This is a genomic window from Aquimarina pacifica, from assembly GCF_000520955.1.
Classification (GTDB): Bacteria; Bacteroidota; Bacteroidia; order Flavobacteriales; family Flavobacteriaceae; genus Aquimarina; species Aquimarina pacifica.
In genome coordinates this window covers 47,559-72,566 of sequence record NZ_JACC01000014.1, presented here as the reverse complement: position 1 = coordinate 72,566, position 25,008 = coordinate 47,559, and the positions used below count along the sequence as shown (strand labels likewise).

19 protein-coding genes are annotated in these 25,008 nt (G+C 33.1%); 8 read left to right on the top strand and 11 right to left on the bottom strand.

Going from position 1 to position 25,008, the window contains the following annotated elements; translation table 11 throughout:
- Positions 1-3,603 (top strand): ABC transporter permease/M1 family aminopeptidase, encoded by a 3,603-nt coding sequence (locus tag DZ60_RS0110125; protein ID WP_025741959.1) that lies wholly within the window; start codon positions 1-3, stop codon positions 3,601-3,603.
- 200 nt (positions 3,604-3,803) lie between these two features.
- On the opposite strand, the gene DZ60_RS0110120 is transcribed toward DZ60_RS0110125, so the two are convergent.
- Positions 3,804-4,550, bottom strand: coding sequence for a helix-turn-helix domain-containing protein (locus DZ60_RS0110120; RefSeq protein WP_025741958.1), 747 nt, complete (start codon positions 4,548-4,550; stop codon positions 3,804-3,806).
- 403 nt (positions 4,551-4,953) lie between these two features.
- Here DZ60_RS0110120 and DZ60_RS0110115 point away from each other — a divergent pair, with 403 nt between their 5' ends.
- From DZ60_RS0110115 to DZ60_RS0110090, 6 genes are all read left to right on the top strand, one after another.
- A complete protein-coding gene (locus DZ60_RS0110115) occupies positions 4,954-6,684 on the top strand; it encodes a helix-turn-helix domain-containing protein (protein ID WP_081740458.1) in 1,731 nt (576 codons plus the stop codon).
- A 133-nt stretch (positions 6,685-6,817) separates the two neighbouring features.
- Positions 6,818-6,976 (top strand): hypothetical protein, encoded by a 159-nt coding sequence (locus DZ60_RS25145; RefSeq protein ID WP_161634389.1) that lies wholly within the window; start codon positions 6,818-6,820, stop codon positions 6,974-6,976.
- A gap of 350 nt (positions 6,977-7,326) precedes the next feature.
- Positions 7,327-7,464: a hypothetical protein gene (locus DZ60_RS25140; RefSeq protein WP_161634388.1), complete on the top strand. Its 138-nt coding sequence runs from the start codon at positions 7,327-7,329 to the stop codon at positions 7,462-7,464.
- Between the two features lie 26 nt (positions 7,465-7,490).
- A complete protein-coding gene (locus DZ60_RS25135; protein WP_161634387.1) occupies positions 7,491-7,646 on the top strand; it encodes a hypothetical protein in 156 nt (51 codons plus the stop codon).
- A 159-nt stretch (positions 7,647-7,805) separates the two neighbouring features.
- On the top strand, positions 7,806-7,961 hold the full coding sequence (locus DZ60_RS25130) for a hypothetical protein (protein WP_161634386.1): 156 nt from the start codon (positions 7,806-7,808) through the stop codon (positions 7,959-7,961).
- 320 nt (positions 7,962-8,281) lie between these two features.
- Entirely contained in the window at positions 8,282-9,793 is a 1,512-nt protein-coding gene (locus tag DZ60_RS0110090; protein ID WP_025741956.1) for a carboxypeptidase-like regulatory domain-containing protein, read from the top strand.
- A 280-nt stretch (positions 9,794-10,073) separates the two neighbouring features.
- On the opposite strand, the gene DZ60_RS0110085 is transcribed toward DZ60_RS0110090, so the two are convergent.
- The 9 genes from DZ60_RS0110085 to DZ60_RS0110045 form a co-directional block, all read right to left on the bottom strand.
- On the bottom strand, positions 10,074-13,013 hold the full coding sequence (locus tag DZ60_RS0110085) for a PKD domain-containing protein (protein ID WP_025741955.1): 2,940 nt from the start codon (positions 13,011-13,013) through the stop codon (positions 10,074-10,076).
- A 643-nt stretch (positions 13,014-13,656) separates the two neighbouring features.
- Positions 13,657-14,859: a serine hydrolase domain-containing protein gene (locus DZ60_RS0110080; protein WP_241448738.1), complete on the bottom strand. Its 1,203-nt coding sequence runs from the start codon at positions 14,857-14,859 to the stop codon at positions 13,657-13,659.
- Positions 14,860-14,917: 58 nt separating this feature from the next.
- Complete coding sequence (locus DZ60_RS0110075; protein WP_025741953.1) at positions 14,918-15,580, bottom strand: ABC transporter ATP-binding protein; 663 nt, start codon at positions 15,578-15,580, stop codon at positions 14,918-14,920.
- Positions 15,581-15,633: 53 nt separating this feature from the next.
- On the bottom strand, positions 15,634-18,054 hold the full coding sequence (locus DZ60_RS0110070; protein WP_025741952.1) for an ABC transporter permease: 2,421 nt from the start codon (positions 18,052-18,054) through the stop codon (positions 15,634-15,636).
- Positions 18,055-18,093: 39 nt separating this feature from the next.
- Positions 18,094-20,508, bottom strand: coding sequence for an ABC transporter permease (locus tag DZ60_RS0110065; RefSeq protein WP_025741951.1), 2,415 nt, complete (start codon positions 20,506-20,508; stop codon positions 18,094-18,096).
- Between the two features lie 190 nt (positions 20,509-20,698).
- Positions 20,699-22,030, bottom strand: coding sequence for a site-specific integrase (locus DZ60_RS0110060; RefSeq protein WP_025741950.1), 1,332 nt, complete (start codon positions 22,028-22,030; stop codon positions 20,699-20,701).
- Between the two features lie 25 nt (positions 22,031-22,055).
- Complete coding sequence (locus tag DZ60_RS0110055) at positions 22,056-22,415, bottom strand: hypothetical protein (protein ID WP_034229331.1); 360 nt, start codon at positions 22,413-22,415, stop codon at positions 22,056-22,058.
- An 80-nt stretch (positions 22,416-22,495) separates the two neighbouring features.
- Entirely contained in the window at positions 22,496-23,245 is a 750-nt protein-coding gene (locus tag DZ60_RS0110050; RefSeq protein WP_025741948.1) for a hypothetical protein, read from the bottom strand.
- A gap of 169 nt (positions 23,246-23,414) precedes the next feature.
- Positions 23,415-24,092, bottom strand: a complete 678-nt coding sequence (locus tag DZ60_RS0110045; RefSeq protein ID WP_025741947.1) for a hypothetical protein — start codon at positions 24,090-24,092, stop codon at positions 23,415-23,417.
- A gap of 308 nt (positions 24,093-24,400) precedes the next feature.
- On the opposite strand from DZ60_RS0110045, the gene DZ60_RS0110040 reads away from it, so the two are divergent.
- Positions 24,401-24,721: a hypothetical protein gene (locus tag DZ60_RS0110040; RefSeq protein ID WP_025741946.1), complete on the top strand. Its 321-nt coding sequence runs from the start codon at positions 24,401-24,403 to the stop codon at positions 24,719-24,721.
- Between the two features lie 7 nt (positions 24,722-24,728).
- On the opposite strand, the gene DZ60_RS24875 is transcribed toward DZ60_RS0110040, so the two are convergent.
- A complete protein-coding gene (locus tag DZ60_RS24875; protein ID WP_152537409.1) occupies positions 24,729-24,911 on the bottom strand; it encodes a hypothetical protein in 183 nt (60 codons plus the stop codon).
- Between the last annotated feature and the right edge of the window lie 97 nt (positions 24,912-25,008).

Below are 25,008 nucleotides of genomic sequence, written 5' to 3'. Positions count from 1 at the left end.
ATGAAAGAAATATTTTTATTCGAACTACAGTATCGTCTCAAAAGACCTGTCACTTGGATCTATATGGCCCTAGGGTTGACAATTGCTATTTTATTTTCGGTTTTTCAGAAATCCGGAACGGCTCAATTTGTCAATAGCCCTAGTACAATTGTTACCGTTATCACGGGTATATCTGTCATTTCAATTTTCTTTTATGCAGCCATAATGGGGGTTCCTATTTTTCGGGATCAGGATCATAAAACTGCTCAAACATACTTTACCTTTCCGATCAAACAAAAATCATATGTTTTAGGTCGTTTTTTGGGTAGTTTTACGATTACTTCTTTATTAAATCTTTTTATCGTACTCGGGGCCATTATTGGTTTCGGAATTGGAGATTTTCTAGATCGTCCTGATTATGGGACCTATGATGATTTTAATATCACGTCCTATCTCCTGCCGTTCATATTTATACTACAGATCAATGCGTTTTTAATAGGTTCTTTATTCTTTTGTTTGATGGCTTTTTTTAAAAAAATGTCCATTATATATCTAGGAGGAATTACCTTGTTTTTATTAAACAGTATTGCCGGAAGCTTATTGGGGGATTTTGAGAACCAATGGTTGAGCATTTATTTAGATCCCTTTGGCAGTCGAGCTTTTACATTCGTAAAAAAATATTGGTCTATTAATGAATTAAATGCGAACCAGCTACCTATTTATGGTAAATTTCTACTCAACAGAATGCTGTGGTTGACTGTTGGGGTTTTCTTTTTTCTGATCACACTTTTTAGATTTAACTACAAAAAGTTTTTGCTTTCGAAGAAAAAAGGAGGAAAAATGAGTTCTGATATTTATAAGCCATCGTTGATCACCTCTATACAACAGGTATTTTCTAAAAAAACAGAACGTCAGAATTTATGGTCATTAAGTAAAATTGAATTTTTATCTATCGTAAAAGACCCTGTTTTTAATATCCTTTTACTAATAGGAATTATCATATCACTAATTACTGTTTTTATGGCAAATAAAACGTATGGTACTCCTAACCTGCCGATCACTCGTTATATGGTAAAATACATTTCTGGAGGAATTACTTTGCTTTCTACAATAATTCTGATCATATATTCTGGTGAAGCGGTACATCGTACACGCAAAAACAAAACTTTTACTTTTTATGATGCATTGCCAATCAATAATTCAAGTTTATATTTCTCAAAAATCATATCCTTACTTGCTGTTTCAATAGTTCTTATCCTGGCAAATATTGTTATTGGTATTTTGTTTCAAATATTTAATGGTTATTTTCTATTCGAATTAGACATGTATCTGGTCTATAATTTTGTGATTATATTTCCGTCATACATTATGACTATTTTGTTAGCTTTCTTTGTGCATGTGCTGTGTAACAATAAGTTTTTAGGTCATTTTATTGCAATATTACTCTACATAGGATTACCTCTGCTCGTTACTTTTGCTTTCAAAAGCAGTAACCCTATGTTAATCTTCGGAAATACAACTCCGTTTTTTATTAGTGACCTTAATGGTTTTGGGCATTACTTAACAGGAATCATTTTGCTAAATTTATATTGGGTACTCATGACCGCTATATTAATGATTCTAGGAAAAGTCTTTTGGATCCGTGGATTTTTTAGCGGTATCAATGAGCGACTTTCTTTAGCTAAGCAACGATTCAATACCAAAACCAGTATTGCATTGGTTACCATATTGGTCGCTTTTTTGGGCGTTACAGGATATAGTTATTACAACCTTAAAATACTCAATACGATAGAGGATGGTAATTTTACCGAAAAAGTAGCCGCAGACGCAGAAAAAAAATATCGTAAATATATTGGTAAGCCACATCCAGTAGTAACTGATCTTAAAGCATATATTGATGTGTTTCCTAAAAACAGAAGTGTTACTGCAAAAGGGGATTTCAAAATTGTAAACCCGCACGACACCGTAATTGACACATTGTATCTAGAAATACAATACCCAACAGCCGAAACCAAATTAGCAAATGTCATTTATAATGGTACTTCACTTACTCCTGTAGTATCTGATTCGGTGTATCGCGTGTATTTTTATAAATTACCCAAAGGATTAGAGCCCCAAGAGACTGCTAATCTTACCTTAGAGGTTATTGCAGAGACCAAAGGTTTTGCTAATACCAAAGAGACGCAGGTATTATATAATGGATCATTTTTCGATAGTACAATATTCCCAAGGTTTCATTATGATCGTGCGATATTTGATAATGGCGTTCGAACAAAATATGGTTTAGAAAAATTAGATTACATTCTTGCATCAAGAACAGATTCTGTGGCATTAAAGAAAAATCTTTTTAATGAAGATGCCAATTATATCAATTTTGAAGCCGTAGTAAGTACTTCTGAAGATCAAATTGCGCTGGCACCAGGAAAATTAATTAAACAATGGAACAAAAATAACCGGGCCTATTACAATTATAAATTAGAATCTCAAACAGATCTTTTTTTTAATGTGGTATCGGCAACCTATGATGTAGAAAAATCAACTTGGACCTCTCCTACAGGAAAAAAAGTGGCTATCGAGTTATATCATTCACCAAAACACAAACGCAACCTATCACATTTTATAGAAGGAACAAAGGTTGCTCTGGATTACTGTTCTCGTAATTTTTATGAGTATCCTAATTCTGTAATACGAATTGTAGAATTTCCTGCGCATGCTACTTTTGCCCAATCTTTTGTTACTACTATACCTTATTCTGAAGATTTTGGATTTGTCGCAAATTTTGATAAAGCAGAAGACTTTAATTACGCATTTAGAGTTACCGCTCATGAAGTAGCGCACCAATGGTGGGGACATATCGTTTCTCCGAGTAAAACAACGGGAGCCAATATTATTGCAGAAACCCTCGCAGAATATTCCTCATTAATGACCATGAAAGCTCAATATGGAGAGAATGGTATCAAGAACTTCTTAAAATATTCTTTAGATGCCTATTTGAGAAAGCGTGCACTGAGTTTTAAACCCGAAAGGTCTCTTATCAATGTTGAAACTGGTCAGCATATCTGGTATAGAAAAGGTTCTATGGTTATGTATGAACTACAAGACTTAATAGGAGAAGATAGCATTAACAGTGCTCTAAAAAGTTTTTTATATGAATACAAAAACTTTGAGAAAGGAGTATACCCCACATCAGAAAATCTATATGACGTAATCTACCGAGTAGCTCCCGATTCTCTAAAATACGCAGTAGAGGATGGATTCAAAAAAATTGTACTGTACGAAAACAGAGTGCTATCAGGAAAAACCAAGGCGCTCAAAAACGGTACATTCGAAACTACATTTACCGTAGATTCTAAAAAAATATATTACGACGATACCGGTAAGGAAGAGCGCACTGATAACAAAAGTAATTATATAGAAATCGGCCTTTTTGGTGAGGATATTGTGGATGATCAGGAAGTCCCTCTTAAAAACCCATATTATTTACAACGAAAATGGCTGAAACCAGGTGAAAACACATTCACAATAATTACGGATAAAAAACCTCTTAAGGCAGGTGTCGATCCATATAATAAATTAATCGATCGAAATTCTAATGATAATCTAAAGCCTATTGAAGAAGAGTAATTAATATTGCTTCTTTAGTTTTAATATAGAAATTCTAAAAAACTAAATGAGCTCACTAAGTATAGTGAGCTCATTTAATTTTTTAAAGTATCCTCAGGTTACTTTTATAGCTATTCTCAACAACACATCCTTTGCAAGTAGAATACCTCTTTAAATTTACATATATCCATATATTGTACTGTACATGTGCACGTTTCTTGCTATGCACTATATTTATGAGTGCCATTTTTATTAGTTGGCTTACTACCAAATCGCTTGGTATAAATTTTAGAAAAATAAGCGTAATGACTAAAACCTACTTCCAGAGCAATTTGTTTTAATAAGATTTCTGGCTTTTTTTCTAAAATTTCTCTAGCCTTTTGAAGTCTAATTTCTTTGATAAAATTATTGGGACTTAAGCCTGTTCTTCTTTTTACCTTTCTATAAAAGGAACTTTTAGAAAGATTAAATGCCTCTGCAATAATATCTTGATTTAGCGCCGTATCCTGTGATTTTTCATACACATACTGTTTGAGTCTAATTATAAAATCATCGTGGTATTTGATTGCAATAACACCATCTTGCTTGTTGTAAGAATTCTGTGCCGTTTTATTTTTAATACTATGATTCGTATTAGTTAATGAAGTCTTCTGTTTTAATAGTACTGTAGCAAAATTACTTATTTCTGATTTTAATTGTGGATTGAAGGACGAAGCTTCTATCATATCCAACTCCATAACCCGATCAACCATTTCTGTAATTGAATTGATTTGTTTTCTTAATCGTGTTTGAATAACCGATATAGAAGGACTTACATCTGCCAGTTCTTCTAATTCAGAAATTTGCCTATTTACAAGAGACAAAGGAGTTCTTATTTCTTGAAATAAATTATTAAAAAACTCAGATCTGAACGCATCTAGTCCTTCTAACTCTTTGGTATTACCTTCCAATATTTTTTCTAAACTCATATTCAGTAGTATTTCTGTCAGGGTCTAAAGCAATATATCCATAGAATAATTTATGTATTTTTTTATCACTTTGTTTTTGACTGTATATTTAATTAAACTTATCTTGAGTTACTTTTTGAAATAACAAATCTATTCTTCAAGAAAGGGCAATACAAACAGTAGATCTTTGTATTCCCGAATTCGTAGAACGTATTCCCTGAAAACGTATTTGTTTTTTCGATCTAAATATTAACAAAATACTGTACTTAAAACTTTGATTATAATTTGTTTACGATACAAAAACTTAAGAAAAATAATTATATACTCTCAAATACCTAATTAATTTATTTAATACGTTTTTAACCGTATTCTATCATTAAACTTGTAATCCATTATTATTTTAGTGTTTATTTGCAATAATTATATGTCATTCATTACTATGCCCAAACTACGTCTGTTACTTCTAAAATTAGTCTGTTGTTTTGTTTTTACGATAAATAGTTATGTAGAAGTTCATGCTCAGGAAGAAGTAGATATTAATAAAACGTATACTAAGTCATTTGATGAACTAAAAGCAGTTTTTGCTAGTTTAAGAAGCAAACCAGAGCAGTATAAAGTAGTAGCTATCAAATTACTTCAGAAGGCTAAAAAAAATAGAAATGCAACAAAACAAGCAGACATCCATTACTTTTTGGCAAAATTGGATAATACTACTGCGTTAAAACATTTTGATACCATAATTAAGTTAACCAGTGCACTTAATGATTTTGACTATCCTGCCAGAGCACATCTTAGCAAGGCAAGCGTTTATGGGGCCCAGGGAGCTTATGATAGTGCCATGAAAGAACTGTTAAAAGCTAATTCTTATGCCAAAAAAAGGAAAAACGTAGACCAAGAATTTGCGGTAAAATATTATATCGGGGTATTAAAAGGAGATATTGGGGAAGAAAAAGAAGGACTTAAAATATTACGCTCGGTAATGAATTTTCGTGAAAAAAAACTTTTAGAAAACGAAAATCTTGCAAATCGAAAAGAATACCTAAGGGTATTGTTTGCTGTCGGAGGTTTTTACAATCGTAACAAAAAATATGATTCTGCGTATTACATAAATAACAAAGGAATATCTTTATCTCTAAAACATAAAGACACTACCAATTATAGTCATTTCTTGTTGTCAACTGGTGTTACATGTTTCTCACAAAATGAATATGATAAAGCAATCGACAGTATTCAAAAATATAAAAACTTGTATGCCAAGGATAGTATAAAACCAATTAATTTTATTGTGGCTGACATGTTTTTGGGGCAAGCAAATTATGAAGCCGGAAAATTTAATGATGCCTTACCTTATTTACAAAAAATCGATTCTCTAGCCTTAATTAAAGGGCATTTATTCCCCGATCAGCGCCCTATATTTACCATGTTAGTCGATTATTATAAAAAAACAGGGAACACAAGCAAACAGTTAGAACAAATCAACAAGTTAATCTCATTTGATAGTATTATAGCTGCTAACTTCAAACACTTCCAAAAAGAAATTAATACCAAATACGAAACTCCTGAGCTTTTAGCTCAAAAAGAAAATCTCATAAATACACTTCAAGATAAAAATGAAGTTAAGGATCTTTATTTGTGGTTAGCAGGTTTTTTCTTATTAGTTATAGTGCTCCTTTTTGGCTGGAATCTAAGAATGAAAAACATCTATAAAACAAGATTTAACAAAATAATTGAGAAAAATAATAATACCCCAGAGACTTCAACAATTCCGCTACAATCTAAGGATGACATAGATGTACCAACAGAAGTAATTGAGTTTATCCTAGAATCATTAGACAAATTTGAAGAAGAGAGAAAATTTCTAGATGGAAAAGTTTCTGTCAGTACGCTAGCAAAAGAGTTTAAAACCAATTCGAAATATTTGTCAAAAATTATAAATACGTATAAAAAGAAAACATTCAGTAATTATGTTAATGACCTTCGTATAAATGATTCGATCGAACGCTTAAAATCTGACTCTAAATTCAAAAATTATAAAATCAAAATTATCGCGCAAGAATCGGGTTTTAATACTCCACAAGCCTATTCTAAATCTTTCTATAAAAAAACAGGCGTACATCCTTCCTTCTTTATAAATGAATTAAAAAAGATAAAATAAGATATAATTAATTGTTTTTCAGATTTTTATAACAACGTATTCCTGAAAGCGTACGACCCTATTGATTACTAATAGTTATTGTGCCTTTCTTTTTTCTACTTTTATGACAGTATAAATTAAATCTTTAGATACAATGAAAAAACTTCAAAAAGTAAGTACTGGTAAAAAATTGAATTTAGAAAAGTTTCAAATCTCAAAAATTGAGAGTCCTAGAAAAATTATGGGCGGTAAAATGATGGCAGATACTCATACAAATACAGCTACTAAACCACCAGCAACGGCTACTGAATAGTTTAAACAACTATAGCCTCAAGAAATACATAATTAAAACTATAGAGATCTGAAAATTAAAATTGAGGTCTCTATTTTTTTATTACAAAAGTTTGTGTGGTTAAAATTGTTGATCTAGAATCAGGTTTTAATATTCTACAAGCTTTCTACAAAACTTCGAATAAAGACAAAAGGAGTTTTTTTCCCATCTTTCTTATAAGTGAACTGTACTAAAAGAATAATTGCTAAAACTTGTATTTCAGTAACTTATAAATACGAATTCCTGAAAACGTAGTATATTATCCATTTATATTCTTTGAAAAAAACCCTTTTCCTTATTTTTATGGAACTAATAAACATAAAGTCAGGAAAATGAAAAAAAACAGAAAAGTAGACACCACCAAAAAATTGAACTTAGAAAAGTTTCAAATCTCAAAAATTAAAAACCCCAAAGTAATTATGGGCGGGAAAAAAGATGATGACGCTACTACTATTTTTTGGCCAAATTAATTAAAATAATATTTCAAGTAAGGGAAATGAAAAAAAATCAAAAAGGAAACACAGGTAAAAAATTGAACTTAGAAAAATTACAAATCTCGAAAATTACAAATCCTGAAGAAATTATTGGCGGAAAAAAACCACCTATATCTGATAACAACGTTACCATATATTGGACTGAAATTTTGCGTTAACCTGTTAGCTTTATATCACCTAATTAGAAGAAATATACTTACCTAATTTCTACCAAAAAAGGTGATATGTTGATATAAAACTGAGAATTTAAAAATCAAAAATCTCTAGGTTACGTATTTTACTATTTTTAACCGTATTGGAAAAACAAAAAGGAAAACATGAAGAAAAAAGGAAACGCTTGTAAAAAGTTGAACTTAGAAAAGTTACAAATCTCAAAAATTAAGAATCCCGAAGAAATTATGGGTGGGTACGTATATGAAACTTATACGTGCTGGGATTATACTATCTTTTGGGAAGAAAATCATGCTCGTTAAGGTTTTAATTATTATCATTAAATAGGACATATAAAAAATCCTAATGACAAAAGTTAAGGAAGAAAATACAACTCTTATCTATTGTTAAAGATAAAATGTTTTGATTACAACTCGAGAATTTTATTAAACATAGATACTATAAATTTACTGCCCTAAAAAGAAAGAAAAGACTGTCTACAAAGACGGTTTTTTCTGTTAGTAACACTACCTATTTTATTTAAAAAAATAGCGTTCAGACTATTTCAAAGAATTCTTCGGTAACACTTTAGACAAAATAAAGTCTATAGGGTATAGACAGTGATTCTCTAAATAGTTAACTAATGAAATATATTCACGGCTTTTGTATTCTTTTTGTATTCTACTTACTGATTGCGCCAGTTTATGGTCAGACGGTTACCTCTATAGTAGTAGATAAAAACACCAATACTCCTATACCCTATTCAACTATTCAGGTTTCTCAAAATCAGGGTGTCATAGCTAATGAAGAAGGAAGGTTTAGTATTCACCTAAACAAAATATCAAATGGTAATGATTCTATCTATATCTCATCTATGGGGTACCAAAAAATTGCACTCTCTATTGAAAAAGGAATTGATAGTATCATCTTTATCGAACCGAAAACGGTAGAGCTTACCAGTGTTTTTGTTTCGGATGAGAACTTGACCGCTTCAGAAATTATAGAAAAAGTCAAGGAGCAACTTGATAAAAATTATACGTCTAATATGACTCAAAAAAATTTGTTTTTTAGACAATCTGACTTTACATCTATAAAAAAACTCAATGTTGATTTTAAGAAATCGACCATAAAAGAATTAAACAAGAAATTCGTAGATAGTGTCACCCGTTTAATCCCAAAAAAATCAGAATATTACATTGAGACCCTATGTGATTATTACGGAAATCAGGAAAAAAACAAAATTTATATTACCAAAGCAGCAGAATTATATGACAAAAATAATTTGGGCTCTATGGATGCACTTTCTGATCGTTTAGAAAAAATATTTACAGAAAATGTGAAACCCGATTCTTATTTAAAAATTAAGTCAGGAATATTTGGCACCAAGATACAGGTAGATTCTATACTTGAAAATAATGAGGAAATGTCTGCCGCCAAAGACGAATTAGCTTCTCAAAAAAAAGATATAAAAAGCCAATTTTCAAAATATAGACGAATGACATTGAATTGGCTTTTTAAAAACCTATTTTTTAACGATAAGTCCAAATTAAACATGATTCGAAAATCCGGCAGATACCTTTTTGAATTTGTCGATTATACAGAGATTGATGATCAAAGTGTTTACATTATTACTTTCAAACCAAAAAACAAAGAGGACTTCGAGGGAACCCTATATATAAACACACAAGATTTTGCAATCATGCGTATGGATTATAAGAATATAAAACCACTAAGAAACTTTAAACTTTTGGGGCTTACTTATAAAGAACACCTATATTCGGGAAAGATGATTTTTACAAAAGGTTCAGACAATTCTTATGTATTAAAGTATCTAAAAAATAACATCGGAAATACTTTTGGAATTGACCGACCTCTTAAGGTGATCGAAAAAAACAAACATGTTAAAGGAAAGCGTAAACAGAATGAACTATCTCTGGATATTGATGCAGCAATACATAGCACCAGTACATATGAAGTTGTGATCTTTGATTCGAGGTCCTTACCAGAAAATGACTATACCAATCAAAAAGAGAACACAACTATAGAACCCGAATATTTGTCGAGATATAACCCCGAATTCTGGAAAGGATATTCTATTATAGAACCCAATGCCGCCATAAGAGAGTTTACCGCTGCTTCGGAAAATGAATTGTAAATTAAGGTATATATACTCTACTATTTCTGAATAATAAACATCAATGTTCGTTATTTATACCTTTATCCTTGCTTTCAATCGACAACTGCATATTGCATAAAAATTAGCAAGAAAATGGAAAGTTAATTAGTATTTATCTACTTATTGGAAGTCACAATCTAAAAAATCGTCAATAATTCTTATCTGCCAAAAAAAACACTATTGAAGCAATTTAATTTACCCCATTTTGCGTATTAGGTTTTTACTTTTTCACAAAACAGGGTAAATTATCTTATACTATCTATTCTTTAATAAATGTAGATCGTACGGTACCCTTATTAGTTCTATAATAACTAATTACATACAATCCTGATTTATACCCCTCTAAATTAATGGCTTGGGTTTCTAAAGGATTTTCTTCAGTGAGAATCGTTTTTCCTAGCATATCAGTAATCGTTATTTGACTTACTTCTCCTAAATTAAACAAAGTAAGTTTACTTTTTACTGGATTGGGCAAAGAAAAAGGCTTTACTTCGAGACTAGCTTTTGCCAATTCTTGAGATTTAGAATTATCACAACTAGGAGGAACAGAATTATTAGAAAAATAAATTGTAAAATCTGCATCAATCGATACTAAAACAAAATTATCTCCATCTTTTGCAGCATAATAGCTACCATCTAAGCCCGTAAATCCAGATCCTGAAATTGTAACTGCTGGTTGTGCGGATCCAAAAGTATGTGTTACTTTAGATAATAAATTATTCCACCAGCTTGGCCTACCATTGTTTGTTAGCATAGAAAATTGGTATAAACCATTATTTGCAAGATCCCAATTTATTGTAAAATCGGTTACATTACTAAGATCAGGTCCACCAGTTCCTAGAACATGAATATTTTTATAAGGCATATATCCTGTGCTAGACAAACCAGTTTCTATCGGTGTGTTAAATGTACAATCATTATCCCCAACTGATGATACTGTGATAACCTGGGAGGCAATATCAGATCCACCTTTACCATCGGTAACCATAAGTGTGACTGTATACTCTCCTGCCAAATAAGTATGTGTTGAGATAGCTTCTGTTCCTGTCGTACCATCACCATAATCAATACTATATGACAATGCATCACCATCTGCATCTGTAGATCCAGAAGCATCAAAACTAACCTCTAGCGGTGCATCACCAGAAATAGGAGTCACTACTAAATCAGCAACTGGAAGGGTATTGGTATCTCCTTCTACTGAAATCGAAACCATAACCGAATCAGATCCACCATTACCATCGGTAACCATAAGCGTGACTGTATAATTCCCTGCCAAATAAGTATGTGTTGAAATCGCAGCTGTTCCTGTCGTACCATCACCATAATCAATAAAATATGATAATGCATCACCATCTGCATCTGTAGATCCAGAAGCATCAAAACTAACCTCTAGTGGTTCATTTCCAGAAATAGGAGTCACTACTAAATCAGCTACTGGAGGGGTGTTAACATCAACCTCATCGACAGTAATTAGTACAGAGGCAGTATCAGACCCACCATTACCATCGGTAACCGTAACCGTAGCGGTATACTCTCCTGCTACATACGTATGTGTCGATACAGCACTACTTCCTGAAGTGCCATCACCATAATCAATACTATATGACAATGTATCACCATCTGCATCTGTAGATCCAGAAGCATCAAAACTAACCTCTAGTGGTGCATCGCCAGAAATGGGAGTAGCTGTTAATAACGCGATCGGAGGAGTGTTAACATTAATATCTCCTTGCAATGCCGCAAAAGCATTAAGACGACCACTACCTAAATAAGTAACCTCTAATGGATCGGCACTATCGACAATTTTTGATCGTACCTCATCTGGAGTTATATTTCCGGCAAATTCTGAAACAAGCAAGGCAGCAACACCAGAAACTTGAGGACAAGAAAAAGAAGTACCGCTCCAATATGAATATGTATTATCAGGAAATGTACTGAATATAGCAGTCCCTGGAGCTGATACCTCTACCCAATCCCCTCTATTCGAAAATACAGATGGGTCATCGTTATCATCTGTAGAACCAATGGCCATAACGGCTGGATCTGCAGCTGGATACTGAGGTGAAAAAGTTGCTTGATTACCGGCAGAAAAAACTGCCAATCCTCCTTGCATTGGTCCTATTGCATTACCATTTTCGTCATATCCTGCTTCGGCTATAAAATATGCTATCGCCTCTTTAACAAATTCAGGGTAGAATCCAGAACCATACCCCCAGCTACTCTGAGCAATTATAGCCCCATTATCGGCTGCATATACAAAACCTGTCGAAAAACCATTTGCCGAACCGTCGCCGTATACTGCACACGACATAAGTCGAACCCCATCACCAGAACCATTACCCCCGGCTATTCCAGCGATTCCTGTACTATTATTAGAAACGGCTGCTACAATACCAGCTACATGCGTACCATGATCCCCGACAAAAATAGCACCTGTGTCATCAGCAAAATTATATCCATATACATCATCGACATACCCATTATCATCATCATCAATCCCATTACCGGGGATTTCATCAGTATTAGTCCACATATTAGCCGCCAGATCCTGATGATCAAAATCAACACCACTATCAAGTATTGCTACGACTACATCAGTACTCCCTGTTTGGATATCCCAAGCTTCTAGCAAGCTAATATCCGCTCCTGCTGTACCTCCAGACTGTCCGGTATTTTCTGCTCCCCATTGAAGATTAAAAAAAGTGTCATTTGAACTTGCCTTTGAAGAGCTCATTAAGTTTTCTGGTTGGTTTTCAATATTTTCAAAACTTTCGGTTTTGTAGATAGGCTCTGCTAGTTGAACTCCTGAAGTATTGTTATACCCCTGAACGGCTTCTATCACATCTTGATTAGTACCCATCTCTATTTCATACCAAAGATGAAGACCGTATTTGCGGTGTTTTTTTTCGTATTTCCCTGCATATGGAAAAACTCTTTTGTATTTGGTTGCATTATACTTCGAATGTAATGTATTGAGCTCTGTAGAACCTACTTTAATAGCCCCTGATGATGTTTTCTGCAAAGGTGAGGACTCAAAGGTTGTTGCCATTTCTTCGGTAAGCTTTAGTCTTAATTTACCGGCTTCATAATACTCCTGAGCTTGTGCTTTGCAAAAAAAGAGTGAAAAAAATAAAAAAAAGGGTAGTTGTAGTGCTATAAATGCACTTTTCTTTCTGGATACGTTGGTATTTTCCATGAAAAATTAATTTAGTGATTAGTAATTACGATTTTAAGAGTGTTTTTTAGAGAAGAAATCCCGTATAAAATGGACCGCCAATAATTATCTCAGAAACACTTATATTATAAGAGCCAATGGTTAAATTAAGACGGATATAATAGTTGATAGAAAATTACCTGTTATATGCGGTAAACCGCACCTGAAAAATCGAAAAAATGTCTTTGAAAATTAAACCCTTATTCAAAAACTGATCATAAAAAATTCTAGAAATTATCTTAAAGTAAAGACAACCTCTAATTATTTTATAGCCCATATCGATCTAAACTAACAAAAATTCAGTTTCGGAGATATTCTAAAAAAAATCAGGGAATTATACGTGATTAGGTGTGGTTTTAGGTTTGCTTTAGGTTTAAGAGATTACAAAAAAATTCTATTACATTTAAATATCCCTCTTTGTAAAGGATATTACATTTTCAAAATCAATTAGAAAATGAGGTCAGATGTTATTTAATTTATAAGCTGTTGGTAAAATTATAAATTAACACTATTGTATACAATGCCACTAAAATAAGTAAAAAAAACTATTTAGTATCTTCAAGAAACAAGTTCCTAACTCTTTACTATTATTTTAGAATTTATCGATCACAAAAGTAACCTGCCTCTATAGTTTAAGTTTATGCTCATACTCTTGAAGTTTTTTCCATATATCCTTAAACTCGGCAACCCCTTCTTTTTTTAATTCGGTATTCACTATCAATAACTTCCCAATCTTTGTTTTAGGGTCAAAAAACATAAAAGATCCAATCCCTGGATCTGATCCTGTATGACCAACATATCCTTTGGCAGAAAACCCCATGAACACCCCCATATTATAATCATCACTAAAACTTCCTGTACTTCTTTTGTCAAAGTTGATCTCCTCTAATCGAGGGGTAAAAAGTTCTTCAAAACTCTCCTTTTTTAAAATTCCTCCATTTCCTTCATATCCTTTGATCAACTCAAACAAATATTTCTGTAAATCATCAGAAGAAGTCAATAATCCCCCATCTGGATAATTTACTAATTTATAAAAAGCCAATTCGTTCGTAGGCTCACTATAAAGTCTACTATGTTTAGAAAAATCAATCTCACTAAATGACCATCCTGTATTAGACATCTCTAGAGGATCAAAAATATGTGTTTTAGTAAATGTAGAAAAAGATTGTCCTGTTGCTTGTTCCAAAATATATGCTGCTAATCCCGCAGCAACGTTAGAATATTTAAAAAAAGTACCTGGTTTCTTTTTTAAGAAATCCTTTTTGCAATACCAATCTCCTGGTTTGCTTAGAATGCGTTCAAAAAAAACTGAAAGTGAGATTATTTCATCTGGAGAACGAAAATTAGTATTCACCTTAACTCCTGGATTTTCTTTTGCCTTTAAAACATACCCATTTTTATAATACTTAGGAGAATCAGTAATTGATGATGTATGCGTCGTCAAATGCCTTATTGTAATATCACTATCAGGAAAATTCGGATTGCTAATTTCAAACGGTAGAAATGTATTTATGGGATCATCAAGATGTAGTTTTCCTAACTCCTGAGCTTTTAGTAATGCTACCCCAATAAGTGTTTTTGATATAGAACCTATATTTTGAATAGTATTTTTTGTGTACTTCTTTTTCTCATTAACATTTGCGTACCCAAATCCCTTGGTATACAAACCTCCTGATTCATTAACGATTGCAACAGAAAACCCATTGATATGACCTCGAGAATAGATATGTTCTAATTCTTTAGTAAGCATATTTGAAATCGAATCATTGGTTTGAGCAAATGCGTCACATAACAAAAGGCAGAAAAGCAATACTGTTATTTTTTTCATACGTAACATATAGATAGTCAAAATTACACGTTTATTCTAGAAATAAGTTCTACAGGAATTAAACAATATGTCCGTCTAAAAGATTAATTACTCGAGAACCGTATGCCATATTTTTTTCTGAGTGTGTTACTTGTATAATGGTAACTCCCACTTTGTTAAGTTGTGTAAAGGTTTCCATAATCTCTTCTCCTTGTTTTGAATTCAGATTTCCAGTAGGTTCATCTGCAAGAATTAGTTTTGGACTTGCAATCAACGCCCTTGCAATACCAACTAGTTGTTGCTGGCCACCGCTTAACTGTGAGGGAAAAAGATCCTTTTTACCCACAATATTAAAACGATCTAGTGTATCAGCAACCAAGGCTTTAATTTGGGATGATTTATACTTTTTATATAACAATGGCATCTCAAGGTTTTCTTTTACGGTTAGTTCATCAATCAAATGATATGATTGAAACACAAATCCGATGTGTTCTTTATATAATTTTGCACGTTGCTTTTCTTTTATGGTATGCACTGGTTGATCCAAAAAAGCATATTCTCCGGCGCTAAAAGCATCTAACATCCCTATGCCATTAAGCAACGTTGACTTTCCTGATCCCGATGGGCCCATAATCGAAATAAAATCGCCTTCATTTACCCAAAAGTTAATATCCTTTAAAAGAAATACTCGTTGTCCACCAGATTGGACCCATTTTGATACATTTTTTAGTTGTAGTAACATATTTACTTTTTTCAGCCCTTCGGATCAATACCTAGGGCGTATTATAAAAAAATTTATTCTGTTCGCAAATTCTTCAATGGCTTTATAAATGCAACACTAATAGACTGATAACTAATAGTAAATATTGCTGTTCCCAATGCCAGAATTCCCGCAATTACAAATATCTGCCAGCTCAGTTCTATACGATAAGCAAAATCCTCTAACCAACGTTGCATTATATACCAGCCAATCGGTACGGCAATACAAATAGAAACAAGAACTAATTTTAGAAAATTTATAGTTAAAAGTCTATAAATATTTTTAAACGAAGCTCCCAAAACTAAGCGGATACTGATTTCCTTTTTTCGTTGTTCTACCATAAAAGCAGAAAGTGCAAATAGGCCAAGACACGCTACAAGAATTGCAAACAGGGCAAAGCTGTTGAAAATAATTCCCATACGCTTTACATCTTTATGCATCATGGCAAAATCCTGATCCAAAAAGGTATATTGAAATGCTTGATTTGGTACACTTGTATCCCAGATCTTCTTAATGGCTTCAATTGAACTGTTAATATCAGAAGAATTTAATTTTACAGAAATAGTCTCAGGGCTATTTCCTATTACCAAAGCAAGTGGCTCAATCCCTATTTTTAAGGAGTTAAAATGAAAATCCTCAACAACTCCTATGATGGTCCAATCAAAACCATTGGATATCTTTTTGCCAATCGGTTCGCTAAGCCCCAGTTTCTTTACCATCATTTCATTCACGATGATTGAATTAATAGAATCAGAAGCTCTTTCTATAAAAAAATCTCGACCTTCTTTTATTTTTATTCCTAATGTCCTGTTGTAGTCATAATCTACTCTCCAAATCTGGCTCGCTAATCCAACTCCTCCAATTTGATAACCCTCTCCTGCTTTTTTAAAAGAATTACCGTTTCGTTTTTTTCCTTCAATAGGCAAATAATCACTTACAGAAACTTGTTGCACAGATGACATGTACTGTATTTGTTTCTTAAAAGATTGCGTTCTATTACCCAATGCATTTGCACCTTCTATAAGCATAACCTGTTCTTTGGTATACCCAAGATCCTTGGTAAGGATATAATCCATTTGTCTGTAAATGATTAAGGTACCAATAATCAAAATAATAGAAATTGAAAATTGAAAAACCACCAACCCACTTCGTATTTTACCACTTTTACTTCCGATGCTCAATCTACCTTTGAGCACGTTTATTGGTTTAAATGCTGATAAGTAAAATGCAGGGTATATCCCTGCTATAATACCAATTAAAAATGCTGAAAATAAAATAAGAGGTAGAAACCACCAACTATTCAAGGGAAAGAGCACCGCTTTATCAGCAATAGCATTGAAATATGGTAATAATAGCCACGCAAAAAATAATCCTAAAACAAATGATAATATACTGAATATGATAGACTCTGCTAAAAATTGAGAAATAAGGTTACGTCTAAATGCACCAACTGTTTTTCTTAACCCTACTTCTTTAGCTCGATTAGCAGATTTTGCTGTTGATAGGTTAATAAAGTTAATTCCCGCCAAACCTAAAATAAACAGTGCTATTGCTGCAAACAGCCAAACAAAACGGATATCACCATGGGATAATCGGTCTTGTATTTGGTTGTCGGTTTTTAAATAAATATCGGCTACAGGTTGCAACTCGAATGTACTCTTCCTAAGCGTATTAAAGGAATCACTATCTCTTCCTGCATCCTTCAATGCAGGAACTATATATTTTTCTATAACCGATGCCATTTTTTTTTCTAATAGCGCAATATCAGTATGTTCATCAACCAAAACATAGGTCATATAATTGCTATTCATCCAACTAGCATTTTGATCAGAAATACCCATCAAAAAATCATACTGAAAGTGAGTTTTTAGGCCTGTATTATCCATAACACCTGTAATTCGATAGGGCATTTCGGTATTATTATCTAAGATCAATACGTTACCCATCGCATCTCCATTAGGATAATATTGATCGGCCTTTTCTTTAGTTATAATGAGACTATTCGGTTCATCTAATGCATTTTTGGGGTTTCCTTGTATTAAGGGAATCTCTAGTACTTCTAATAACCCAGAATCCATAAAAACAAAACCTTTTTCAAGTCTATTTTGTGTTTCTCCTTCTAGTCTTAGTGATTTATCTCCTGCTCCAAAAAGTGCTCCTGAGTTATATTTTCCGGATTTTATAATTTCTGGAAAATCTGATACCAACGCCTCAGCAAACGGCAGCTGAAAATGTACATTTTTTATACGTTCTCCCTCGATATTAAACTCAACAACTACCCTATAAATTCTATCTTTATTTTTATAATGAGTATCGTAACTCAATTCATCTCTTATAAAAAGTGTTATAAGTAAACATGCAGCAATACCTATTGCAAAACCACCTATTTTGATGGCCGTAAACATTTTATCTTTTGTAATGTTACGCAACGCTATTTTGATATGGTTCCTAAACATAACTTTTTGTTTTTATAGACCTAACAGGTCTGTTTAATTTTATTCTGTTCTCAAACTTTTTACTGGATTTTGCATTGCTGCCTTAATGGTGCCTACACTTATTGTAGCTAATGCAATCAAAATAGCTAGGATTCCTGATATCACAAAAAACCATAGCGTTAGATCAATATGATAGGAATAGTTTTCTAACCAATTACTAGTTGACCACCAAGCTATAGGTACACTGCAGGCAAAGGCAATAAGCACAAGCTTTATAAAATCTTTGGCTAACAAAATCGTAATAGAAGATACACTTGCGCCAATCACCTTACGCACACCAATTTCTTTTGTTCTTTGGTTGACTACCAAGAGAGAAATTGCCAATAAGCCTATGCAACTTAAGATTACCGCAACGATGGCTCCGCTAGTGATAATCGTAATCATAATCTTTTCACTCCTGAAGGTTCTATCAATATTTTCATCAAGAAAGGAACCCAAAAACGCTGCTTGAGGCTCTATTTTTTGCCATATACTTTTTATATTATCGTATGATTCTATAATATTTGTGGGAGCGATTTTTACGTATCCGTAGTACAAATCCCACTCGGTATCCATAAATAGGGTAATAGGATCTATTTTTTTATTTAATTTTCTAAAATTATAATCCTTAATGACTCCTATAATGGTATACTTAATCGAATCATCCATCATAATTTGCTTATTTATTGGGTCACTTTCTTCGAGTTCCTTTGCCATAGCTTCATTGATCAAAATAGATTTACTATCGTTTGGAAAACTTCTGTTAAAAGTTCGCCCTGCCTTAAGCTCAATATCCAAAGTTTCTGGATAATCATAATCTACAACCAGCATATTAGTTTTTACTCCTTTTCCTTTATGATCAAAACCTAAAATACTTTGATACACACTTCCGTCTTTACCTATTCCCAAATTATTATCAGACCCTGTGACACTAACAATATTGGGCTGACGCTCTAATTCTTCTCGTATAAGTTGTATTGCCTCATAGCTATTTCGTTTTCCGTTAAGCGGAAAAGAAATTACATGCTCTTTATTAAATCCTAAATCTTTACTACGCATATAATCTAACTGACCCCATAAAACAAAAGCACCACTGGTCAATAAAATAACAATAGCAAATTGTATGATGATAAGAACATCACGTACATGATTACGCCCTTTACCATTTAGTTTCCCTTTAAGTACCTGTAGGGTTCCTAATTTACTGAGAAGTAAAGCTGGATATCCACCCGCCAATAGAGTTATCATAAAAAAAGCCAAAATAAAACCAAAACCTATTACTGGCGTTATTGTTGAACCCAAAGAGGCTTCGGTATTAAAAAGTGTCTTAAAAGGATCTAGTAAAAGAACACTCATACCGACCCCAATGATAATAGTGGTCAAAAAAATTAAAATACTCTCGAACCAAAACTGAAAAAACACATGTTTTTTGGTAGCGCCTAGCGTTTTTCGCATACCTATTTCTTTTAATCTTGTACTGCTTTTAGCAATGTTCATATTTACAAAATTGACACAAGCAATAAGAAGTATTAAAAACGCAACACCCAAAACCAAATAAGGTAAGGTTTTACTAACATTAGCCTTACCAGCCGGAAAGCTCAAAAAATGATTATCCTCGAACGGGAAAAGGTGTAATTGCATGTATTGATTATTCTGATCAGGTAGTACTCCATCACGCTTTAGTTTGTCTATTTCTTCTTTATAGTGAAGATTAGTAAATGCTGCGGTACTTTTTTCAAAATTTGCAACAGATACTTCTTTGTCTAACTGAATATATACTTGATGGTTTTTGGTATCCCAAGCGTCTTTATTTTGTTGATATTTACTATGTCTAACAAAATTAACTGCAATGTCAAACTCAATACTACTGTTGGGTTTATTGTCTTCAGCAATTGCTGATATCACAAAAGGTTCTTCTTTTTGATTAATTTGTAACAGTACTGTTTTACCTATGGCATCCTGAGCTCCAAAAATATTCTTAGCTGTCTCTTGGGTAATAACAACAGACGACAACTCTTTGAGAGGGTGATTTTTGTTGCCTTCTACTATGGGAAATGAAAAAATAGAAAAGAAATCCTGATCCACCCAGCTGATATCTAAATTGAATTGCTTATCATTAAAAGAAAGTATTATTTTTTCTTCTAATTGTCTCGATATTTTGTCAATCCCGGGTATTTCTTCTTGCAGACTAGGCGCCAAAGGCACTGGATTAGAAAGACTTACCTGAGGTTCTTTGGTAGTTTGCTCAGTCGTATATATTTGATAAATTGACCCTTTGTTTTCATGAAATTGATCATACGACAATTCGAAAAACGCAGTCATGCTCAAAAGGATTGCAACCCCAAAAGCAACAGAAAGACCAATAATATTAATAAAAGTAAAACCTTTATTTTTAACTAAATTTCTTAATGCTATTTTGATATGGTTCTTAAACATAACTCTTTCTTTTTTGATTGATTAACCAAGACCTGTCAGGTTTTAGAAGCCTGTAGGGTTTTTTCTTTTAAAGACATGAAAATTAAGTTTAAATAACTCAATATGAGTAATTTGTGAAGTATTTCAATTTTTGAATTGTACTTTAAAAACCTGTAAAGTACGGTTCCAAAGTACGGTATTGTAATAGAATTTAAGAGAAAATCTGAAACTCTTTAATTGCTTTATCTATTATTCTATGATCTACATAGTGTTTATCTAAAACTTCATTTGTGGAGTGTGAAGACAATAACCTTGCATCCCCTTTCATCGCTTTTTTCAGATAGGTAAGGTGTGTTTTTCTAAGGCATTTAAAGTCCAACTCCTTGCCTGTATTGAGTTGTTTATAGAAATGAGAAAAACCGCCGGATAATCGTTCTTTCATCCAAGTCGAAATAGGTTTTTTCCTATCTTGGAAAATAAGGTACTCGTCCGATCCTTTATACTCTTGATATCCCAATTGATCAATTACATCATTGAAACCTTTGGTTATCGGTATGATTTTGGGAGGGACCACTTTGTTTTTAAATTTAGGATTTCGCATGACTTTTAAGTTTGGAATTTCAATAAATATCGGTTCCCCATTACTTTCTTTAATCATATTCCATTTTAAGGCATAAATCTCTTCGCGTCTGCCTCCAGTGTGTATAGCCAGCCTAAATGCATCTTTAAGATACGGGGTATACCAGTTTAATTTTTGGATTCTACTTTTTGTGATCTTTTCCGCCTTTCCGTTTTCTGGAGTAATTTGTTTAAGCAAGCCTTCAAATTCTTCTTCAGTGATCGTTTCTTTTTTATATACGGTAACTTTTTTCTCAAAAGACTCAAAAGGATTTATGCTATTGAGGCGGTATGTTTGTAATATCCACTTATAAAAACCACCTAAAGCGTACATCATTCTATTATAGGTATTGGCTGCATAATCACCTAAATACTTATGAAAATACCCTACATGCGTATCGTTTATACGATCTACCCTAAGCAATCCTTTATCAATATTATTTACCTTCAAAGCCTCATTGAATAGTTTTAACGCTCTTGCTACTGCTTGCTGCTGATCTTTAGAAATGTTCTTTTTTTTATGTTCAGGGACACCGATATCTGCATAAAAATCTAAGTAATCTAACTGCGCATCAAACAAATACATGCTTCGTTTTTCATTTGTTGTAACTTTATTCATCTCTTTGATCTCACTACTGAAGTTAGCAGAAAACTCTATAGCTTCGATCACTGCATTTTCATATTTGTCTGCCTCCAGAGTTTTACTGGTGGTTGTCTTGCCACTGAACGGGATATGCACTCGCACCTTGTATTTTTGTTTTTCAGGGGACTTACAGGTCGAATATCGCTTTCCACTATCGCCACATATAGGCTCTACGGGTTTGCCGTCTACCTTTTTTTGTGTGTAAGAAAAATATTTACAGCACTGGCTACAATAAATAAACATTCCCTTGTGCTTGTTTTGGGGAAGTTTTTTTCTTCTCATAATTCTTGGTTTTTTAAGTTAAACATTATAAACCTTTAGCAAAATTTTTTGCCAAGTCTGACTTCGGTCTTCGATACGAAGTCATTTTAATAGGTTCTTCTTCTTTTACGCACTCTGTTGCTACAACGTATCCATATCGATCATTGGTCATATAGTATTTATACAGTTCTCTCCAATGCGTTGGGTCTTGTTCTTTGAGGGTACTGATCACTTTACGATCTACCACTGCATTCACAAAAAATGTATACGTCATTAATTTGTTGCTAATTAGTATGGTTGGGATTTTGTGTTTTTTACACCACTTAAGAGCCGTCTTGGTGTCTTTTACATGCAACAGTTTGCATAATTCTGACAACTCCATAAATTTTTCATATTGTTTTTGCATTTAATATTAAAAGTGCTCCATTCTGCTTCATCGGCAGTCATTTTGCGAGTCGGTACTTTTGAGTATTTTGTATAAAAAAATTAAGATTTCTTACCAAAATTCTTTCTCAATGTTCTATTGATACACATGACTTTTCCGTTGTGTTGTTTGATTTCTATGTTTTGATAATTCCCTTGTTTGAGTAAATTCCCTATATCCATCTCAAGAGGCACTTCTTCTGTTCCTTCTAAACGTCGTATCTCTCCATTGGTTAGGGTGATGTTTACATATTTGAATCGCTTTGCACGTAGGGTGAATAATACTTGTTTCTCCTGATCCGTTAATCCTGAAAATTCCCGAAAATCAGGAGGGAGATAAATCTCATGAAGGGTATCTTTGATTTGCTTGTTTAATGAGATACAAATATGATTCTGTAATTCCCCAGAAGCCAATCGATCAAAATAGGCTTTGTCATCAAGTAAGAGCACCTCATTTTTATCGGTTAAAAGCATAAAAATGGGAATATTCCATTCAAAAATATGCATCATATAGTATTCTATAGCTGGGTATTTTTCGGAATGTCCAATGTCCATGGAACGAAATATGCCTTCTCGTAATTGTTGAATTCGTGTTCTCTCCACTTTCATGTCGCGCATATCTGCAATGGTACTTACCCATACTAAATCTATAGCACTAAAGTAATTTCGATTACCCGAACCTGTATCTTGTCTGCTGTCCTCTAATAATCCATTAGCCCGCCAACTATGCAAGGCTCGTATGGTAATATTCTTGTTATGTTTTACTTGAAATAACTTTTCGTTAAGTAAGACGTGATAGGTAGCAACGTCCATTTTTTTTATATCCAAATCTGAAAATATATTGATTAATATAGGTTCAAATATAAATAATTTTAATTCGCTATCGGTAATTTAACGTTGTTTTTAATAAGTATCCCTAAAAAGAAGCGCTCTTATTTTTATTGGAGCGCTCTATATTATAGTGTGTTATGTACTGCGTTTCTCATTTTTCCAGATGAGCAATGTACTTTTTTAAGGTTTCAATCTCCGCAGCTTTCGCCTCAATTGCGATTCGGTTTGCCTCAATAATCGATTCGTATAATGCAACATTAGTGGGTGGCATCTCCGTTTTTTGCCTATCATCAGGAAAGGCGTTATGTTGTCCTTTCAGACAATCAAAGAGGACATCACACCAGTTATTGAGAATCTTTCTTGCATCCTTGATCATAAACCCCTCAAGGACTTTGATAAGTTCATCTTTGCCTGAAAACAGTTGTTGCCTACTTTTATCATCGAGCACCACCCCATGATCCGCTAGGGTTTCTATGTAGGCAGTGAGTTTCTTTTCTATATGTTGGCGTAGGGGTTCTCTGCTTTTTTGCCCGACGGTACTTAAGGGCATGCCATCTTCCAGATCGAAATGAAATACTAAATCTTCATTATAAAAATAATTCATATCGATTTGGTAGTGTTTGGCAAAGGCAACCACTGCCAAATGTGGAATGTGTTTTTTACCTTCTCGCACTTGCAAGACCACATGATAATTATTGGTGTAAATGATCCGTCCTATACTGGAATCAGTAGGCGGTTTTATTTTGTGTTTTCTATGCGTTTCCCGAATGATATCAATCGCTCTAATAAGCTGCCGATCGATACATTCTAATATAGGATTGCTTTTCATTAAGGGTAGGAGTTTAATTTTATTAGCAACTATTAATTATTGTGTATCAATAAATTACAGTAAAATTACTTATTTTTTAAGCAATAAATGAAAATAAATAGCTTAAAGTTAAAATTATTTTACTTAGTTTTGACTTGTAAATGTTATCAAATATCTGTTTATCAGATGTTTCTATAACGTTTCAACATGTTTCAGAACTGATTCAAAAGTAGTTAAAAAAAACAGAACTAAGTATGGTTGCACCTACTTTTTTTACGGAATACCGTAAAATAACAAAGGTTAAACCTTATTTATGTTTGTTTTAAAGCATGCAAATAGATATGGGGATATCTATTTCGTATGAAAAATTAATAAAATTAAAGTATTGGAAAATTATGCCAAGTAAAGAACACATCACCAAAACCATTGAGGTACTCAAGAAAAATGTACCCGAACCTTCTATCAAATTACAAAAGAAAACAGGCTTATCCCGGACTACGGTATACCGATTTTTAATTGGGAAGTCAATAAAAGAAGAGAATCAGGCACTTCTTTTTAATGCCGCACTGGATATCATACAGCAGTTTGATACCGATGCGCGGTCCATCGAGGAGAAATACCATAGTATCATTGAATCTAAAACACCATAGCACTTTTTCATCCATCGATTACATCCTTTTTATTCACCTTATTCTCACGTATCATCAAATGAAACTCACTGTTATAAAAACAACCCGGGCAAAAGAAGTCCTTGCCACTATTAAAAGCACTATAGACCAGCATCAATCTATTAAAAAACAACCTCCTTCCATACCCGTTCATAGCGTGTATATTTTTCATGTTTCCGGAGAACAAGCTCCTGTCTAACATTGGTCTCACAGGAACTCATCACTCCTGATACAAATTACACCCCTCATTTTTTTCATCATCAAAAAAC

What these genes read in the sequence shown, in the direction of transcription:
- DZ60_RS0110090 (WP_025741956.1), top strand. Translation starts at nt 8,282, where the DNA reads ATGAAATATATTCACGGCTTTTGTATTCTTTTTGTATTCTACTTACTG.
- DZ60_RS25135 (WP_161634387.1), top strand. Translation starts at nt 7,491, where the DNA reads ATGAAAAAAAATCAAAAAGGAAACACAGGTAAAAAATTGAACTTAGAA.
- DZ60_RS0110125 (WP_025741959.1), top strand. Translation starts at nt 1, where the DNA reads ATGAAAGAAATATTTTTATTCGAACTACAGTATCGTCTCAAAAGACCT.
- DZ60_RS0110080 (WP_241448738.1), bottom strand. Translation starts at nt 14,859, where the DNA reads ATGAAAAAAATAACAGTATTGCTTTTCTGCCTTTTGTTATGTGACGCA.
- DZ60_RS0110040 (WP_025741946.1), top strand. Translation starts at nt 24,401, where the DNA reads ATGCAAATAGATATGGGGATATCTATTTCGTATGAAAAATTAATAAAA.
- DZ60_RS0110055 (WP_034229331.1), bottom strand. Translation starts at nt 22,415, where the DNA reads ATGCAAAAACAATATGAAAAATTTATGGAGTTGTCAGAATTATGCAAA.
- DZ60_RS0110085 (WP_025741955.1), bottom strand. Translation starts at nt 13,013, where the DNA reads ATGGAAAATACCAACGTATCCAGAAAGAAAAGTGCATTTATAGCACTA.
- DZ60_RS24875 (WP_152537409.1), bottom strand. Translation starts at nt 24,911, where the DNA reads ATGAAAAATATACACGCTATGAACGGGTATGGAAGGAGGTTGTTTTTT.
- DZ60_RS0110115 (WP_081740458.1), top strand. Translation starts at nt 4,954, where the DNA reads ATGTCATTCATTACTATGCCCAAACTACGTCTGTTACTTCTAAAATTA.
- DZ60_RS0110050 (WP_025741948.1), bottom strand. Translation starts at nt 23,245, where the DNA reads ATGGACGTTGCTACCTATCACGTCTTACTTAACGAAAAGTTATTTCAA.
- DZ60_RS25130 (WP_161634386.1), top strand. Translation starts at nt 7,806, where the DNA reads ATGAAGAAAAAAGGAAACGCTTGTAAAAAGTTGAACTTAGAAAAGTTA.
- DZ60_RS25140 (WP_161634388.1), top strand. Translation starts at nt 7,327, where the DNA reads ATGAAAAAAAACAGAAAAGTAGACACCACCAAAAAATTGAACTTAGAA.
- DZ60_RS0110075 (WP_025741953.1), bottom strand. Translation starts at nt 15,580, where the DNA reads ATGTTACTACAACTAAAAAATGTATCAAAATGGGTCCAATCTGGTGGA.
- DZ60_RS0110065 (WP_025741951.1), bottom strand. Translation starts at nt 20,508, where the DNA reads ATGTTTAAGAACCATATCAAAATAGCATTAAGAAATTTAGTTAAAAAT.
- DZ60_RS25145 (WP_161634389.1), top strand. Translation starts at nt 6,818, where the DNA reads ATGAAAAAACTTCAAAAAGTAAGTACTGGTAAAAAATTGAATTTAGAA.
- DZ60_RS0110070 (WP_025741952.1), bottom strand. Translation starts at nt 18,054, where the DNA reads ATGTTTAGGAACCATATCAAAATAGCGTTGCGTAACATTACAAAAGAT.
- DZ60_RS0110060 (WP_025741950.1), bottom strand. Translation starts at nt 22,030, where the DNA reads ATGAGAAGAAAAAAACTTCCCCAAAACAAGCACAAGGGAATGTTTATT.
- DZ60_RS0110120 (WP_025741958.1), bottom strand. Translation starts at nt 4,550, where the DNA reads ATGAGTTTAGAAAAAATATTGGAAGGTAATACCAAAGAGTTAGAAGGA.
- DZ60_RS0110045 (WP_025741947.1), bottom strand. Translation starts at nt 24,092, where the DNA reads ATGAAAAGCAATCCTATATTAGAATGTATCGATCGGCAGCTTATTAGA.